Source organism: Haloferula sp. A504 (assembly GCF_044385805.1).
GTDB lineage: Bacteria > Verrucomicrobiota > Verrucomicrobiia > Verrucomicrobiales > Akkermansiaceae > Haloferula.
The window spans coordinates 45,866-61,330 of sequence record NZ_JBISBU010000031.1 but is presented as its reverse complement, the minus strand read 5'-3'; the positions used below and the strand labels follow the sequence as shown (position 1 = coordinate 61,330).

General features: G+C 61.8%; 15 protein-coding genes and 1 pseudogene. 10 read left to right on the top strand and 6 right to left on the bottom strand.

All coding sequences use genetic code 11. The features are described from left to right. Positions 1–332: 332 nt before the first annotated feature. Positions 333–566 carry a hypothetical protein gene (locus ACG2LG_RS14585; RefSeq protein WP_396260136.1) on the top strand — a complete coding sequence of 78 codons (234 nt, stop codon included), beginning with the start codon at positions 333–335 and terminating at the stop codon, positions 564–566. Positions 567–720: 154 nt separating this feature from the next. Next, positions 721–1,239, top strand: coding sequence for a hypothetical protein (locus ACG2LG_RS14580; protein WP_396260134.1), 519 nt, complete (start codon positions 721–723; stop codon positions 1,237–1,239). A 14-nt stretch (positions 1,240–1,253) separates the two neighbouring features. Here ACG2LG_RS14580 and ACG2LG_RS14575 read toward each other — a convergent pair whose 3' ends face one another. After that, positions 1,254–1,964, bottom strand: coding sequence for a hypothetical protein (locus tag ACG2LG_RS14575; protein WP_396260133.1), 711 nt, complete (start codon positions 1,962–1,964; stop codon positions 1,254–1,256). Continuing rightward, on the bottom strand, positions 1,955–2,215 hold the full coding sequence (locus ACG2LG_RS14570) for a hypothetical protein (RefSeq protein ID WP_396260132.1): 261 nt from the start codon (positions 2,213–2,215) through the stop codon (positions 1,955–1,957). The genes ACG2LG_RS14575 and ACG2LG_RS14570 overlap by 10 nt, the downstream gene beginning before the upstream one ends. 57 nt (positions 2,216–2,272) lie before the next feature. On the opposite strand from ACG2LG_RS14570, the gene ACG2LG_RS14565 reads away from it, so the two are divergent. The 4 genes and pseudogenes from ACG2LG_RS14565 to ACG2LG_RS14550 all read left to right on the top strand — a co-directional run. Then, positions 2,273–2,668, top strand: a complete 396-nt coding sequence (locus ACG2LG_RS14565) for a hypothetical protein (RefSeq protein WP_396260131.1) — start codon at positions 2,273–2,275, stop codon at positions 2,666–2,668. Between the two features lie 239 nt (positions 2,669–2,907). Further along, the gene (locus ACG2LG_RS14560; protein WP_396260130.1) at positions 2,908–3,792 is read left to right on the top strand and encodes a hypothetical protein; all 885 of its coding nucleotides are present in this window, start codon (positions 2,908–2,910) and stop codon (positions 3,790–3,792) included. Positions 3,793–3,804: 12 nt separating this feature from the next. Continuing rightward, positions 3,805–4,533, top strand: coding sequence for a hypothetical protein (locus ACG2LG_RS14555; RefSeq protein WP_396260128.1), 729 nt, complete (start codon positions 3,805–3,807; stop codon positions 4,531–4,533). Positions 4,534–4,553: 20 nt separating this feature from the next. Continuing rightward, a pseudogene (locus tag ACG2LG_RS14550) lies at positions 4,554–4,760 on the top strand (YpsA SLOG family protein); the annotation flags it as partial. Between the two features lie 231 nt (positions 4,761–4,991). Here the strand turns inward: ACG2LG_RS14550 and ACG2LG_RS14545 are convergent. The 4 genes from ACG2LG_RS14545 to ACG2LG_RS14530 form a co-directional block, all read right to left on the bottom strand. Further along, positions 4,992–7,037: an AAA family ATPase gene (locus ACG2LG_RS14545; protein WP_396260127.1), complete on the bottom strand. Its 2,046-nt coding sequence runs from the start codon at positions 7,035–7,037 to the stop codon at positions 4,992–4,994. A gap of 29 nt (positions 7,038–7,066) precedes the next feature. After that, positions 7,067–7,369 (bottom strand): hypothetical protein, encoded by a 303-nt coding sequence (locus tag ACG2LG_RS14540; protein ID WP_396260125.1) that lies wholly within the window; start codon positions 7,367–7,369, stop codon positions 7,067–7,069. 397 nt (positions 7,370–7,766) lie between these two features. Next, the gene (locus tag ACG2LG_RS14535) at positions 7,767–8,456 is read right to left on the bottom strand and encodes a hypothetical protein (protein ID WP_396260123.1); all 690 of its coding nucleotides are present in this window, start codon (positions 8,454–8,456) and stop codon (positions 7,767–7,769) included. A 17-nt stretch (positions 8,457–8,473) separates the two neighbouring features. After that, the gene (locus tag ACG2LG_RS14530; protein WP_396260122.1) at positions 8,474–9,556 is read right to left on the bottom strand and encodes a tyrosine-type recombinase/integrase; all 1,083 of its coding nucleotides are present in this window, start codon (positions 9,554–9,556) and stop codon (positions 8,474–8,476) included. Positions 9,557–10,207: 651 nt separating this feature from the next. Between ACG2LG_RS14530 and ACG2LG_RS14525 the strand changes: the two genes are divergently transcribed. From ACG2LG_RS14525 to ACG2LG_RS14510, 4 genes are all read left to right on the top strand, one after another. Further along, positions 10,208–11,002: an electron transfer flavoprotein subunit beta/FixA family protein gene (locus ACG2LG_RS14525; RefSeq protein WP_396260120.1), complete on the top strand. Its 795-nt coding sequence runs from the start codon at positions 10,208–10,210 to the stop codon at positions 11,000–11,002. Beyond that, positions 10,999–12,201: an FAD-binding protein gene (locus ACG2LG_RS14520; RefSeq protein WP_396260119.1), complete on the top strand. Its 1,203-nt coding sequence runs from the start codon at positions 10,999–11,001 to the stop codon at positions 12,199–12,201. The genes ACG2LG_RS14525 and ACG2LG_RS14520 overlap by 4 nt, the downstream gene beginning before the upstream one ends. A 19-nt stretch (positions 12,202–12,220) precedes the next feature. After that, on the top strand, positions 12,221–13,855 hold the full coding sequence (locus tag ACG2LG_RS14515; RefSeq protein ID WP_396260117.1) for a 4Fe-4S dicluster domain-containing protein: 1,635 nt from the start codon (positions 12,221–12,223) through the stop codon (positions 13,853–13,855). Between the two features lie 112 nt (positions 13,856–13,967). Next, a complete protein-coding gene (locus ACG2LG_RS14510) occupies positions 13,968–15,461 on the top strand; it encodes an arylsulfatase (protein ID WP_396260116.1) in 1,494 nt (497 codons plus the stop codon). Positions 15,462–15,465 lie beyond the last annotated feature (4 nt).

The window sequence follows — 15,465 nt, the reverse complement described above, 5'->3', positions numbered from 1 at the left end:
GGGGCGTGTGCGGGGGAGGTTGAGCCGGAGGCGAACTGACTGCGTGCTGGCGCGGGGGCTGCCCGGGCCGTAGGGCACTTGTGGCTTCGCGGTAATGCGGTAGCGGCGGGGGGCATGGGACGGGGTCCCCTTTGGGGAGGGACCCATGCGGGGCGAGCGGAGGGAGGCACGACCGGAGCGGGAGGCGCTCCGCATTACGCCGCGAACGCCACAAGGACCCGGAGGCCAGCAGCACGCGTGACAGCACGCCAGCGGCAGGGAGAGGAGGCGCGGAGGCACGATGCGGGGCTTGAAGCCTTGAAGTCGCGGAGTTGTCCGATACAAATGGCCGTGTGAATGCGTTGCAGTTTCTTGGATTCGGAGGGCCGCAGGGACCGGAGTGGATCATCATTTTTCTGATGCTTGGTTTGGTTGGTCTTTGGGTGTGGTCGCTGATCCACTGCATTCGGAACCGGATGCTTTCGGATTCTAATCGCATTATCGGCATCGTGTTAATTGTCGTTCTCGGCGTTATTGGCAGTGCTGTGTACCTCGCACTCCCGCGCGAAAACGAGCCGCAGCGCTGAGCGAATTTGTTCCGCTTGGGGCGGCAGCGGACGCTGCTTGCAGCGTCAACAAGGCACCTGAGCTTGCGAGGGTACCGAGGCCCGGGTCGTGCTGGCGTTGCCGTGCTTCGGTTCTTTGCTTGTGGCTTCCATCGGGCTTTCTCAAGTTGTCGCCGTGAAACTCGTCTCCCTCTTGATCCTCGCCGCGTGTTGTTCAACCGCCTGTGCCGAGGTTGCCTTTGCTCCGTTTCGTAAGCCGAAAGAGTGCATCGAGCTTCCCCTGAAATACGGGCTCAAGCCGCTTGCAGGGCCGCAACCGACTTGGAGAGACCTCGGGCTTGGATGGACCAGCCAGACGGAGGTCACGACTCACAAAGGAGGGCTGACTAAGGTTGGAGACATCGACAATGACGTGACGTGCCTCTTCTCTTCTTCAGGCGAGGAATCGATTGAATCGGTGAAAGTGACTGCGAATTGCTTCAACGCGGAGGGAGCAACGGCAACTTTGAAGAAGTTCCGCCAAGTGATCGAGGGTCTCTTGCAAGCGTGGAACGTGGATCGATCCGCCGAGGTCTTCGCCAAGTTTGATCCGACAGAGGGACGGAAAATCGAAGGGGAAACCTACGTGATTGAGTTGCAGCACGAGAAGTTTCGGACGGGCTACGGGATAGTTTTCAAGATGACGACCAAGTAACCGAGCAGAAGTGCTCAGTCCGCCCGCGCCGTCTTCACAGCCCGCAAACCTTCGCCGCTCACCAGTCCCGCCGCGTGCCAGCGCTCCGCAAGCTGGACCTGCCGCTGTGTCACCCGGTTCCCTTTGCCGCTATTCATTCGGGAGGGCATGAATTCGAGGTTGTAGAGCCGTTCATCGAGTTCCTCGCAGACGCTCCGGGGGATGATGTGATCCACGCTGGCGATGTCGCCCGCATAGGGTCCGCGTGTGATCGTGGGGGCGTTGCTCGTTTCGAGCTTGGCCATGCCAGCGGGTTCGAGGCATCCGAGCTTGCCGAGAATGTCGAGGTTCCGCAGGAGGGAGGCTTTCACGGCATCGGCACGGGCTGTCCCGGCGATGTTGAGCGCCTCCTGTGACTGGTCGATGACGGCGGCGGGGTCGTGTCCATCGCGGCGGGCGGACTCAAGAACGAAGCAGACACGGCGCAAGGAGCGGTTGGCGGCTCGCTTGCCCTGGAGTCCGTCGAGGCGGACCGGGTCGATCAGGCCCGTGACCTCTCCTACGATCTCGAACGGGACAGGGGCGGGCTTGGTAGCCTCGGGAGGGGTGGCGGGGCGCTCCGGTTGGCGGGCGGTCTCCTGTGGCTCGCTGGCGGGCTTGGAGGGAGCGGGAGGCGCGGTGCTCCGGTCACACGCCACGAGCGCCAGCAGGAGCGCCACAAGCGCCGTGTGACGCCTCAGAAACATGAAGCGGACGCGGTGTTCATGGCGAGGCCCGGCGCTCCGTTGCCGTGCATCACGCGCTCCTCTGTCGTGCCGTCGGGTCGGTGGACGATCAGCTTGGAGTCCTCGGCCAGCATCCCAGCGCGGTGAAGGGCGTATTCTGCCGCGCTACGGACGGAGCGGAACCAGTGACAGCCAGCAGCCCCGCCCAGCGTCTCGCCTGACAGGTTCACACCGTCTCCGGTGGGGCGTGGGTGGATCTCAAAGCGGTTCACGGTGGGAGGGTGGCGGATGTCCGTTGCCAAGGCGAGCCGTGGATTTAATCCTCCGGCATGCTGAGCGAAACGGAAGGACTCGCAGACCTCGGGCTGTGGCAAGACGCGTGGGACGCTCTGGAGGCGCTCCCAGCCGAGGAGCGCGCCACGCCCGCCGCGCTCCGTGTCCGCCTGCGGTGCTGCCCTGGTGTCGGGGCGTGGGAGATTGGCGAGCACCTCGCCGGGGTTCTCTGTGACGGGAAGGACTCCGACAGGGAATCGGCAGCGGGCTTCTATCACGCTCTCGCCGTCTTCCATGCCCGGGCCGGACGGGTGGAAGGGGCGAGGGACTCTATCACGGCGGCGGCATCCGCTTGGCCGGACATTCGGGCGGCGATGTTGGACGATCCGGCGCTTGAGGGGTCGCTTTTCGGGGAGAAAGGGCAGCAGGATGACCGGGATTTCAGGTGTTGACAGTCCTATTCCGTGTGACTACATTGATCCCGATTCCTGGAGGTCATTGGCCCAATTTGCTCTGGGAAGTTGTTCAACCTGTCGGGTCAGGCAGGCGAACACCATAGGCTGTGCTGCGATTGCCTTTGATGGTGATCTAGGCTTGTCCTGTGCAATGAAAACGACACGGTCTTACGCACTGTCCCGTATCAATTCGATACCGGGACAGCGTAAGATGCCGTGTAGCACAGTTTCAAGCAATGACCACAGTTCCACAGTCCAATCCTTCAGTTAACGAGGCCTTAAAATGTGCCGTTCGCGATTCGGGCGCACAGCAAGCGTTGGCAGGGGCCAAGTTGGGCTCTGTCGCCCGACAAGCCTCTCCCGGATTTTCGCCCAAAACTTTGGGTTTCCGCTCGCTCAAGGACTACATTCAGGAGTGCGTTCCTGAGTTGGCAATAGTGGGCTATTCTGGAGTCGATCCAGTTTACGGCCTGAAAGGTCAAAGTGAGGAGGTTCCTCAACCGCCTAAGCCTGCTCCAGCGACTGCTGAGAAGACGTCTTTCTGGCGGGTTTGGGCAAGCCCTGAATGTGGGCGTCTTCTGGTCGTGGATCGCAATACAGGGGAAGTGGGTGTCTCTACGGAGCGCTCATCGATTCCCGATGGTAGCGTATCAATAACGCCAGCGAGTGCAGGCTTTCATGTCGAGACTGCTCAGCAGTTCTTACGGATGCGTCCTGGAATACCTGCATCATTGCGATCCGAGCTAGAGGCATTGGTTGCCGATGCCAAGGATGGGTGGTGGCGTTCATGGGCAACTCTACTCAAGGACCAAGGCGGAAGTATATACCGAGATTGGAGTCTGCATCGGGTTGAGATGCTGGCCGCGAAGTTTGAAGAAACTTTGAGAGATCAGGGTCTGGCTGGCGATGCCGCTGTCCGAGCAAGTTCTCAAATTCAACCGTTCCCAATCAAGTCGAGACGGAAGCCGTCTTCGTTCGAGAGCAAGAGGTCCAATTTCCCCCGACTTCGCGACATCGTCGTCAGTATCATTCCGACGCTTTCGGAAGATGAGATTCGGGAGCTAAGGTTGCCTCTTGGTAAGGTTTTTGATGCGATAGCTGATGCCTCTCGCAACCAGTAGCATGAAGGGGCAATGCGCTATATTCTTGCCGATAACAAGCGTTCCAAGGAAGCTGGCACTGCGATAGCAAAGCTTCCTGTCGGCGACGTTAGGCTTGAGATTGTAAACGGTAAGGAACCCGATAGTGGTCAATCGGAACTGCTTTCAGCGGCAGAAGTAGTGTACTGTGTTTCCGTTCGAAAGAAATACCGGAAGAAGCTACAAGACCACGGTGTTTCGATACTTTCATTCGAGACCGTCGGTGCAGCAATAGCTGAAATTGAGCGGTCAGAACCTGCTAGCCAAGATGCGCCATTGCCAAGTGTCTCGCTGAAAAGATTTAGCGAGAATGGATTGGGTGGGGTGCTTTTCGCGCAGGATTGGGATCGATTCGCGGATGAAATCACCAAGGGGAGATGGCGGTTTGTTATGGAAGCAACCTCTGCCTTGATCGACTATGTGAAAGATCTTTCGGTGGCGCAGCAGGGTATGGATTCCTATTTTGAAAGCAGAAATCTTACCTTCGCGAACAATGGCGTGGTTATTTTCTCATATCGGGTTAAGGATAACAAAGGAGCGGTGGTTGTAGAGGGTTCTGCAAGATGGCACTTAAAAGAGGGTGATAAAACGACTCCTGAGGATGCGGCGAGGATCTATTTTGCTACCAAGCGTGTCGCTGGGGTATTGTTTTTGATTTTACTTAGAGTCGGGCCGCATCCGGCGAAGGGGACCATTTGCGTGGACGTTCCGTACCCCACATAATGTGAAAGCGAACGGCGGAGTTCGCCGCCAAGCACGGTCGCCCGTGGCTGCACCTGCGACTCGACGGGATGACCGACAGGGACGCTCAGGAGGCGCTGAGGGCCTTTGTCGAGGCGCACGGGGTCAAGTGCCTGAACGTCGCCGGGTCGAGGGGCAGCAAGGAGCCGGGGCTTCACGGGAGGGTCGTGGAGGTGTTGCGGGCGGCGCTGAGGGAGTCGGAAGGTTGAGGGGGCACAGGGGGGGCTTTGTCCTCCGAGGAAGGTGCAGGCAAACCTGCTGCCCTATAGGGTAAACTGTCACCTGCACCCTTACGGGAAGGTGCAAGCGGGGGCGCTGAAACGCCCCCCGCATGCACGCATCCCTTCCATCCGCTTGCAATCAACGTGCAGGCGGCCTGCACCCTCCCTTTTCCCTTTAGAATCAAGGATTTCCCGGGGAAGGTGCAGGCGAGGTGCAGGCTAGACCTCGGCAAAGTCCCCATCGAACCCCCCCCGACCTTCGGGCTTGAGGTTCCATTTCGTGGTTTTGCCCGGTCCGGGGGCGTCTTTGTGAAGCCATCCCCGCTTCACGAGCTTTTCGAGACGCGGCAGGGCGCTTTGCCGCTTCACGTTCCACAAGGCCCCGGCATCGGCGGTAGTGAACGCTCCACGTTCCGCAAGCTGTCGTATCCCTTCCAACCATCCCTCTTCCTCCTCGAAAGCCCTCTCCCGCCGTTGGCGCTCAAGCTCCGCCTCGGGGATGGAGTCGAAGGCGTAGGTCTCCGGGTTGAATCGTGCATGCACCCGGTTGACCCCGTAGAACGTCCGTGCATCGATGTTGAGGACGAGGACATCCTCCTTCGTTACCTCGATGGCAACGAGGGTGCTTGCGCTCGCCTGCTTCACGAATGTTCCCACGAAGCGGTTCCGCGCCTTGTCGTCACCCGCCTTGCGGAAGTGATCGACCACGATAACGCCCGCGTTCGTTTCCTTCGCGAAGCGTTTCGCGACGCCGAGGATGTCCGCGACTTTCTCCGTCTCGTTGCCGTCGGGCACAAGGCGATAGAGGCAATCGATGATGACAAGATCCCCGGGGGAGACCGTCGCCTTCAGCTCCGCAAGAAGCCTGCGGATCTCATCCCCGGTCAAGCCGTCGAGGGAGTATGCCCGGACGTTGTCGGTGGCACACTTCGCCAGTACTGGCGACTCCGCGAAACGGTGCGCCCGGGCCTTGGCGAAGCGGTATTTCACCTCCGAGTCGTTCAGCTCCAAGTCGAAGATATGCACCTTCGCCTTGTTGGTGGCGAATCCCCCCATGCCATCGGCGGCGGCGAGCCAAGGAGTCCCTGTTGCCAGAGAGAAGCCAGCATCCTGGACAAGCCACGATTTGCGGCTTTTCGACTCGGCTCCGACCATGGCCACTTCCGCTTGCCTGAGAAAACCGTCGATCACGTAGGGGGGGCGGAGTGCATCGATCTGCTCGGAGGAAAGCGAGAGGGTGGCGGAATGATCGACCCGATAGTCGGCAAGTGATCGTCGAGTCTGCACGGGTTCCGATTTCTCAGCGGCAACCCTGAAAAGGTCGGGCGGGTCGGACAGGTCCGGCAACGCGTCGAACATCTTAGCCGGATCGTCGGGATCCACGCCGAGTCCGTGGAGTGAGCCCCACGTTGCATCGAGAGTATCGGGAGGATCGCCCGCGTTATCATGGTCGGGTTTCACCGCCGGGAAGAACTCATCGACCAACGCGTTGCCGAGGTCGAAGCCGACCCCGTCCCGGGTCGCTCCGAGGATGTGGAGCCACTTGCGGCGCTTCTGGTCAGGGCCGATCTTGTCCACGAGTTGCTGCAAGACCTTGCGGACGTGCGCGGGGTCTTCCGTGCCGTTGCTTGGGGTCCGCTCGCGTTTCAGCTTCTCGGGGACGGCAACGGGCTCCAACTCCTTGGCGGACGCCTTCCACTTGGCATCGGGATCGTAGGAGACAAAGCAGAACCGGAACGGGTCCGCCGTGTTCTCGTCCAATGTGAGCCCGCAGGCGGCGAAGTGCTGGCGGGCGGCTTCCCAGCATCCGAGGTGCTGGTCGAAGTCCGCCGGAACCCTGACAAACGCCTTCAGACCGTCACCGGAAGGGGAGGCGAACACGCCTTGCACGAAGTCCGCCGCCAAGACGATTCGGCGGAGGTCGTCGAGTGTGTGGTCGGGGTTGTCCTTGCCGTCGAAGTCGAGACAGATGTAGCCGGAGTGAACAGCGCCCCGTTCTTCGTCGCTGACGCTTCTCCTGCGAGTCTTGACCGTGCCAGTTGAGATTACTGCGGGGAGTGTCTTCTTGGCTTCCTGGTAGGCCCTCAGCCCTGCCTCCGTTCCTTTTCGGAGATGCTTCCGGCATGCGTTGACCTCCGAACGCCAATCCCCTTCCCGGATGCGGCGGAAGAGTTCTTCGAGGGTGATGCTTTCCGTTTGCTCGGTTGCCGTTGCTTTCGGAAACAGGGACAGAAGAGGCGACGCCGGAGCATTGTCCTCGGACACTTGCGGAGCGGATTGGGTGGCTGGTGCGATCATTGGAGACCCCCTTCCGGTTCGACGGAGGCGATGCTGGCTCCGTAGATTGCGGCGAGGCAAAACGCGGTGGCCATGCCCTTGAGAAGGGCGTCTGATTCACGGCGGGTGAGGTCGCAGGCCCGGACCCCCTCGGGATGCTTCTTCGCCAGCCTCTCAAACAGGGGGCGGATGCCTTCAAGTTGGCTTCGATGGCACTTGTCGATTGAGTGGTCAAGGAGTGCCGCGATGCCTGCGGTGAAATCGGAGACAACGATGGTGCCTCGTCCTTGGGCGAATTGATCGAATGCGTTTATGCTCATGGCAAATCAGTCGGTTAGGTGTTGATTTGCCGGGGTGAACGGGTATCCTCCTCAGGCGTCCTAAGCATGATTCCGAAAGCCCTCGTCCTGACCCGGCGGGGTTTTCGGTTTTACTGGTTGGGGGTGAAGTTGTGGGCGGGAATCGGCTGGACACGGAAGCGACGATCCAAGGCACGCCGCACGTCCTCGGGATCAAAGAAGGTCCGCCGCCCGATGCGGTGGAACGGAATCCAGCCCCTCGCCTGCCACGTTCGAAACGTGCGAAGCGCGGGACGGGAATTCTCGCTTGGGAAGACGGCCGCGATGCACTCAGCGGCCCCGACTAGTTGCGTTGATGGATTCATTGCGCAACAAGCCTTCCACCAAATGCATCTTAAGTCTTCTGGCCAAAACTCCCCTAAGTTTTGGGGAGGCCCGAAAGCCCGAGCTTCTTTCGGATCTTCTCACTGTTGCTGTCCCCATGGTCCTGCTTGAGAAAGCCCGCCTTGTGATTGAAGGCCAAAATCGTTGGAAGCCGCTCGTTGTCGATCACATACCGGCAGAACGCCTCCCAAGCCTTTCTCTTTTCGACTTGGCTCTTGTCGGCACTAATCTTCCCAGACGCGGCCTTCAGCAAACGCTCGAACGCTTTGCTCCGCTCTTCTTGGGGCAAGGCTGCCATGCGACAAAATTCGTCTCCGATTCGTCCAACTGTCCATTCCCTCCCTTCATCGTAAGCGAGCAACTCCGGCGGCTCCCCGTCTCCAAAATACAGAAACTTTCGCTTGTAGGCCATCTCAGCCGCCTTGAGCAATTCAGTCTCCGCCCGGTGCCTTGACGCCACCAGACCGTCAATCGCCCGATGCCGGTTCCGCCACTTTTCGTAGGGATAAAACGCCTTCCAAAACGCTCTCTTCTCAGCGGTGGTGTTGTCCATGTGCTTCAGCATGACTTCCCAGAAGTAGGAATCTGCCATTTCGCGGATTTGGTCCGGATCGAAGTCTTTCCCCGAGAACTCCGACCAATACTTGTCGGCATCGATTTCGACCCAATCGCTTTCGAGTGGTTTCGCGTCTGGGAAGTTAGAGTTCCAGTAGGGGTTGAGCACCTTTGTAAATCTTCGACTCATACAGCCTTCAAATGTGTTGCAGCCGATTGCGTCGGAGCGTCTGTCAAAACCGCGCCCCGCCCACCCGGCGCGATGCGGAAAAAGGCACTCCCCTCTTCCCGCGTGTGGGTGTTGAGGTAGTGGCGCTTCACGATGCTCTCCGAGTTGCCTGCTTGGAGGGCCGCGTCTCCGATGCTCCGGTGAAGGGCGACATGGTAGGAAATGAAAGAGTGCCGCGCTTCGTCGTGGCTGAGGTCGTATTTCTTCCGAATCCGCTTTGCCAGACGGTCGAGGTTGCTAGGCACGGCGGGGGCGGGTGCGGCTTCCAGCCACGCGGCGAGATTGTCGGCAATGTGAATCTGCCGCTCGTGTCCCGTCTTCGACACGTCCGCAGGAACCGTGATCGTCCGGGTTGCGAGGTTGATCAAGTCCCCTTCCCTGTCCTTCATCCGCTTGAGTTCTTCGGGCCGGATTCCCGCAAAGTAGAGAAGCGCAAAATGCTTTAGCATCACGCCACTCCGCCAACGAGAAAGGGCGGTGAACATCCGCAAGACCTTCTCCGGGTCCGTGGTGGTCGGCTTGCCTGACTGCTCTTCCCGGACCTGACGCGCCGTGAACTTCCGCACGCTGGCCACCGGGTTCTCGAAAGTGAAGGGGCGGTTTGAGGCAACGTCCGGCGTCTTGGCCCACTTGAAGAAGCCGTGAAGGTCGTTGCGGTAGTTGTTCCAGGTCTTCCGGGTTGCCATTGATTCGCCGTCCTTGGCCCGCAGACCGCGCAAGAACTTCTCGACCGTCTGCGGCGTGACCTCATGTGTCCAAGGATCGTCCGCCGCGTCGCGGAACTGCTTCAAGACGCTCCGAATCGCCTTTCGGGATCGTTCCCGGATTCCATCCCGCTCCCTGTCTTCAAGGTAAGCATCAATAGCCTCTCCCAGCCTGATCGTGAATTCTGGGGGGCGGTGATGCCGGAGAAAGAAGCTAACCACTTCATCGAGCGAGTAGATTTCCCCGAGGCGGTCGAAAGCTTGCCGGGCTTCCTCATGCTGCTCTTCGGTGAGAACGCTCATCACCATACGGAGCGCCCTGCCCTGATTCTCCATCGACACCTTGAGTTCGGCAGCAAAGGTCTCCGCCTTCTCCCGGAGCTTGAACCGCTTCCGCTGCCACTTGCCGTTCACCTGCCAGCCTTGGACCATGTAGAAGGGGTATCCTTGCGCATCGACCTTCGAAACGATTGTGATTCCGGTCGAGGAGGTCTTGGGGGCGAGCGTGCGGGTCCGTTTAGCTGGTCGGCTCATGGATACATTTAGATGCATCGGAATAGCACTTACAAGACTTTATTGCATGGAAACACGCACGGAAACTCCCATGGCCCTTATTTACTTGGATGTGTGTCAGGCTCATAACCTGAAGGTCACAGGTTCAAATCCTGTCCCCGCCACCATGAAGGCCACAGTTCACACACTGTGGCCTTCGCCGTTTTTGGAGCGGTGAAGTACGACCACGTCTACGGGCTGAATCACAGTGATGCGGGTGACGGCGTCGGCTGAAATCGACGGCTTGAAGCCGCTCCATCGGTCACCGCCTGCGGAAGGTTGTGCAGAAATTCCTATCCGGTGTGCACTGCGCAAATTTTGCGGCTTACTCACGGTAGTCTCTGCAACGCGTCATTCCGTCGTCGAGATCCCGGTCCATCCATCCTGCCCGTGGGACGGTGCCCGGACTCCGGACGGCGCCAAACCCCGCCCGCCATGCACATCGTCGTCTGCGTCAAACAGGTACCCGACACCGCCAACGTCCGGATCAACCCCGAAACCAACACCCTGATGCGCGAAGGGGTGGAGAGCATCGTCAATCCCTTCGACGAATACGCCCTCGAACTCGCCCTGCAGCTCAAGGACCGCCACGAGGCCAAGGTGACCGTGCTGACCATGGGCCCGCCCCAGGCCGACATCGTCCTGCGCGACTCGATGGCGCGCGGAGCGGACGACGGAGTCCTGCTCAGCGACCGGACCTTCGCCGGTGCCGACACCTGGGCGACCTCGTATGTGATCGGCCAGGCCATCAAGAAGCTCAAGCCGGCGGTCGACATGGTGCTCTTCGGCAAGCAGGCGATCGACGGCGACACCGCGCAGGTCGGCCCGGGGGTTTCCGAGTTCCTCAAAATGCCGCTCGTCACCTACGTCAGGACGCTCGAGGTGAACGATGGGCGCTTCAAGGTCGAAACCCTGATGGACGACGGGGTCGACGTCCTCGAAGGACCGCTGCCGGTGGTGATGACGGTGGTCAAGGAAGCCGCCCCGCCCCGCTTCTCCAGCCTGAGCGGCTGGATGGATGCGAAGCACGCGAAAGTCCGCGTCTGGGGCACCAAGCAACTGCAGGCCACCCCGGACCTTTGCGGCCTCAAGGGCTCGCCCACCAAGGTGGTCAAGATCTTCGCCCCACCCGTCAAGTCCGGCGGCACCAAGATGGACGGTCGTGAACTGCCCTCCGCCGCGGTCGAGGCGATCCTCCAGGTTCTTCAAAAGAAAGGCATCAAGTCATGAGCGACTCACCGATTCTCGTCAACCAGGAGAACTGCAAGGGCTGTGGCAAGTGCGCCAGTGCCTGCCCCTTCGGCGTGATCCACATGGAAGGCAAACTCGTCGTGCTGAATGCCGACGAATGCCGCGGCTGCAACGCCTGCGTGGAGGCCTGCCCCTTCGACGCGATGACCTCGGTGACCACCGATGACATCAAGGACGAGAGCCTCAAGGAGTTCAAGGGAGTCTGGGTCTTCGCCGAGCAGCATCACGGCAAGGTCGAGGAGGTCGCCTACGAACTGCTGTCCACCGGCCGCCGCCTCGCCGACGACCGCGGCTGCGAGCTGGCCGCCGTGCTGCTCGGTCACGACATCACCTCCGCCGCCGGTCATCTCATCTCCGCCGGTGCCGACAAGGTCTATGTCGTCGACCGCCCCGAGCTCGCCGACTACGAGGCCAACGTCTACACCGACGCCCTTCACCAGCTGATCGCGAAGCACAAGCCGGAGGTCGTGCTGGCCGGTGCCACCGCCATCGGCCGGGCCTTCTTCGCCAAGGTCGCGGTGCGCTGCTACACCGGGCTCACGGCCGACTGCACCGCGCTGGCGATCGATCCGGAGACCACCCTGCTGCACCAGACGCGCCCGGCCTTCGGCGGCAACATCATGGCGACGATCATGACGCCGAACCACCGTCCACAGATGGCAACGGTGCGTCCTCACGTCTTCAAGATGCGGCCACCGGATCCGAAACGGAGCGGCAGCACGCTGGTTGAGGAGCTCGACCTGATCTCACCGATCACCCGCATCATCGAGTCGATCCCCACCCGCTCGGGGGTGAACATCTCGGAAGCCGAGATCGTGGTCGCCGGCGGCCGCGGCCTGAAGAAGGCCGAGAACCTCGAGTTGCTCAAGCGCCTCGCCGACCTGCTCGGCGGCGTGGTCGGCGTGTCGCGGGCCTGCGTCGATGCCGGCTGGATCTCGGCCGCCCACCAGGTCGGCCAGACCGGCAAGATGGTGGCACCGAAGCTCTACCTCGCCTTCGGCATCTCCGGTGCCATCCAGCACCTCGAGGGCATGCGTGCCGCCGAGACCATCATCGCGGTCAACAGCGACCCCAACGCCCCGATCTTCGACGTCGCCGACCTCGGCATCGTCGGAGACCTGATGGAGATCCTGCCGCTGCTGGTCCAGACGCTCGAGAAGCGCCGCCAGTCCAACTGACTCCAAGCCCCTACAAGCCATGTCCGACCCGGCCAAACAACCGATCCAGACCGACATCCTGTGCGTCGGCGGCGGCATCGCCTCCCTCGCCACCGCCCTCGCGACCCTGCGCAACCTCAAGGCACGCGGCGACGAGCAGGCATTGCCGCGGATCACCATCCTCGACAAGTCCCGCAGCATCGGCAACCACGTGCTTTCCGGCGCGGTCATCGACCCGGCCGGCTTCAAGGGACTGCTCACCGACGAGGAAATGGAGCAGTTGCCGATCGACGCCCACGTCACCAAGGAGTCGTTCCGCTTCCTGCTCAACGACAAGCGCTCGGTCCCGATCCCATGGGTGCCCGGCCTGATGAAGGCCCACGGCTATCCGCTCGGCTCGATGACCAAGATCACCCGCTACTTCGCCGCGCTCTGCGAGCAGGAGGGTGCCGAGATCTTCCCCGGCTTCGCGGCGGTCGAGTTGATCGAAGATGAAAGCGGCCGCGTGATCGGCGTGCGGACCGGCGACAAGGGGGTCGACCACAACGGCAAGCCGAAGTCGAACTTCACCCCCGGCGAGGAAATCCACGCCAAGGTCGTGGTGCTCGGCGAAGGGGGCTTCGGACGCCTCACGGAACAGCTCGTCGCCCGCAAGGGGCTCGCGACCAAACGCGGGCAGACCTTCGCCCTGGGAATCAAGGAAGTCGTCGAGGTGCCCGAGGACGAATCGCGCGCCGGTGAAATCGCCCACACCTTCGGCTACCCGTCCGACCAGACCACCTACGGCGGCGGCTTCATCTATCACGTGTCACCGACCCAGGTGATGGTCGGCTACGCCTACGCGCTCGACTACAAGCGCTCCGAGGCGGACCTCCACCACCTCTTCCGCGAGTTCAAGGCCCATCCCGCGATCCAGTCCCACATCGCCGGCGGCAGGGCGGTCGCCTATGGCGCCAAGGTCATTCCGGAAGGTGGCTACTACTCGATCCCGCAGCTCGCGACCGACGGCGCGATCATCGTCGGTGACGGTGGCGGCCTGCTCGACTCGCTGCGCATTAAGGGCGTTCACATCGCCGCCCAATCCGGCCAGGCCGCCGGTCAGACGCTGGCCGACTGCTGGGCCGGGGACGATTTTTCCGTGTCCGCACTCAAGGCCTACCCGGAAAAGTTGAAGAGCTTCTCCGGCTGGAAGGAACTGCAGCGGGTGAAGAACGTGCGGGCCCCGTTTTCGACGCATGTCGCCCTTGGCGTGATGAGCGCCGGATGTGCCTGGGCCACCGGCGGTCGCCTGCCCTTCTGGGAAGTGCCGATCCATCCGGACCACGAGGGGCTCAAGCCCGTCCGCAAGGACAAGGAGCCGAAAAAAATCGAGGCCACCCCGCTGTCACCGGACCGGCTGACCGACCTGTTCATGTCGGGCACGATCCACGACGAGGACCAGCCGTGCCACCTGAAGATCCTCGACCGCGACCAGTGCGTCGAATGCATCGAGCTCTACGACGCGCCCTGCCAACGCTTCTGCCCGGCGGAGGTCTACCGGCTCGAGGATGGAAAGATCCACATCGACTTCTCGAACTGCCTGCACTGCAAGACCTGCCAGATCAAGGACCCCTACCAGAACATCGAGTGGACCTTCCCGCAGGCCTCCGACGGCCCGCGCTACACGCGAATGTAGCGCAGGCAAGGGCATGGCCATGCCCTGGAGGGTCATGGGTGAAATGGCCCTCCGGGCCGTTTGGCAAAACAGTGGGCTTCACTTGCTCTCGCCACCCTTCACCATCGTCATCATGCGCGTGATCCATTTCCTCGCCGCCTCTGCTCTCCTGCTGCTCGCGACCGAAGCCGTTGCAGCGGACCGGCCCAACCTCGTCTTCATCCTCGCCGACGACATGGGCTTCTCGGACCTCGGTTGCTATGGCGGGGAAATCGAAACTCCAAACCTCGACGCCCTCGCCGCCAATGGACTGCGCTCGACCGAATTCTACAACACCGCCCGCTGCTGGCCGACCCGCGCGACCCTGATGACCGGTCGCTACCGAAACGGCCTCGATGACGGGCCGACGGTTGCGGAAATGCTCAAGAAGTCCGGCTACCAGACCGCCATCGCCGGCAAGTGGCATCTCGGCGGCGACGATCAGTCCCCGTACCGGCGTGGCTTCGACGACTTCTACGGGACCATCGAGGGCGGCGGGTCCTACTGGGATCCCCCGTCGCTGACGCGCAATGACCAACCGGTCGAACCGGATTCTCCCGGCTACTACTACACCGACAAGATCGGCGCCGAGGCGGCGCGGCAGATCCGGGAGTTGGCCACATCCGGCAAGCCCTTCTTCCACTACGTCGCCTTCACCGCGCCGCACTGGCCGATGCATGCCCCCGAGGCCACCATCCGCAAGTATCTCGACCGTTACCGCGGAGGATGGGAGGTGCTGCGCCAACAACGCTACGAGCGGATGCTTGAGATGGGTCTCATCGATCGCAAGCGCTGGCCCTTGCCGCCCCCCGAACCCGACGTTCGCGATTGGGAGACGATCCCGCACAAGGATTGGCACGTCCGCAACATGGCCGTCTATGCCGCCATGATCGACCACCTCGACCAGGCCGTCGGGCAGGTCGTCAACGCCCTGAAGGAAACCGACCAACTCGACAACACCCTGATCATCTTCTGCAGCGACAACGGTGCCTGCAGCGAGCACCTCAGCGGCAACGCGTGGAAGACCGCCATCAACGTGCTGGAGAAGGCCCGCAAGGAGGGCCGCCCCATCACCGTGGGCGACGACCCCTCGGTTCCCAACGGCGGCCCAGACACCTTCGGCAGTGTCGGACGCGACTGGGCCAACGCCCAGAACACCCCGCTCCCCCGCTACAAGGGCAACGTGCGCGCCGGGGGCACCCTGACCCCCGCCATCTTCCACTGGCCCGCCCGGATTCCCGCCGACGCCCGGGGCACGGTGGTCGCCGATCGCGGGCACGTGGTCGACCTGATGGCCACCGCGGGCGAACTCGCGGGCACCAAGATGCCGGAAAACCAGGGCCGCTCGCTGGTGCCGATGCTCACCGGAAGATCCCTCGACCCCGACTTCCCCTACTACTTCAACCACCAGCACACCCACGCCATCATTCGCGGCAACTTCAAGCTGGTCCGGGAAGGCAAGGAACCCTGGCGCTTGTTCGACCTGTCGAAGGACAAGACCGAGACCCGGGACCTCGCCGCCGACCACCCGGCCCGGGTCGAGGAGCTGAAGAAACTCTGGAACAGCTTTCCCGATCCCGGGCGCTGAGTCC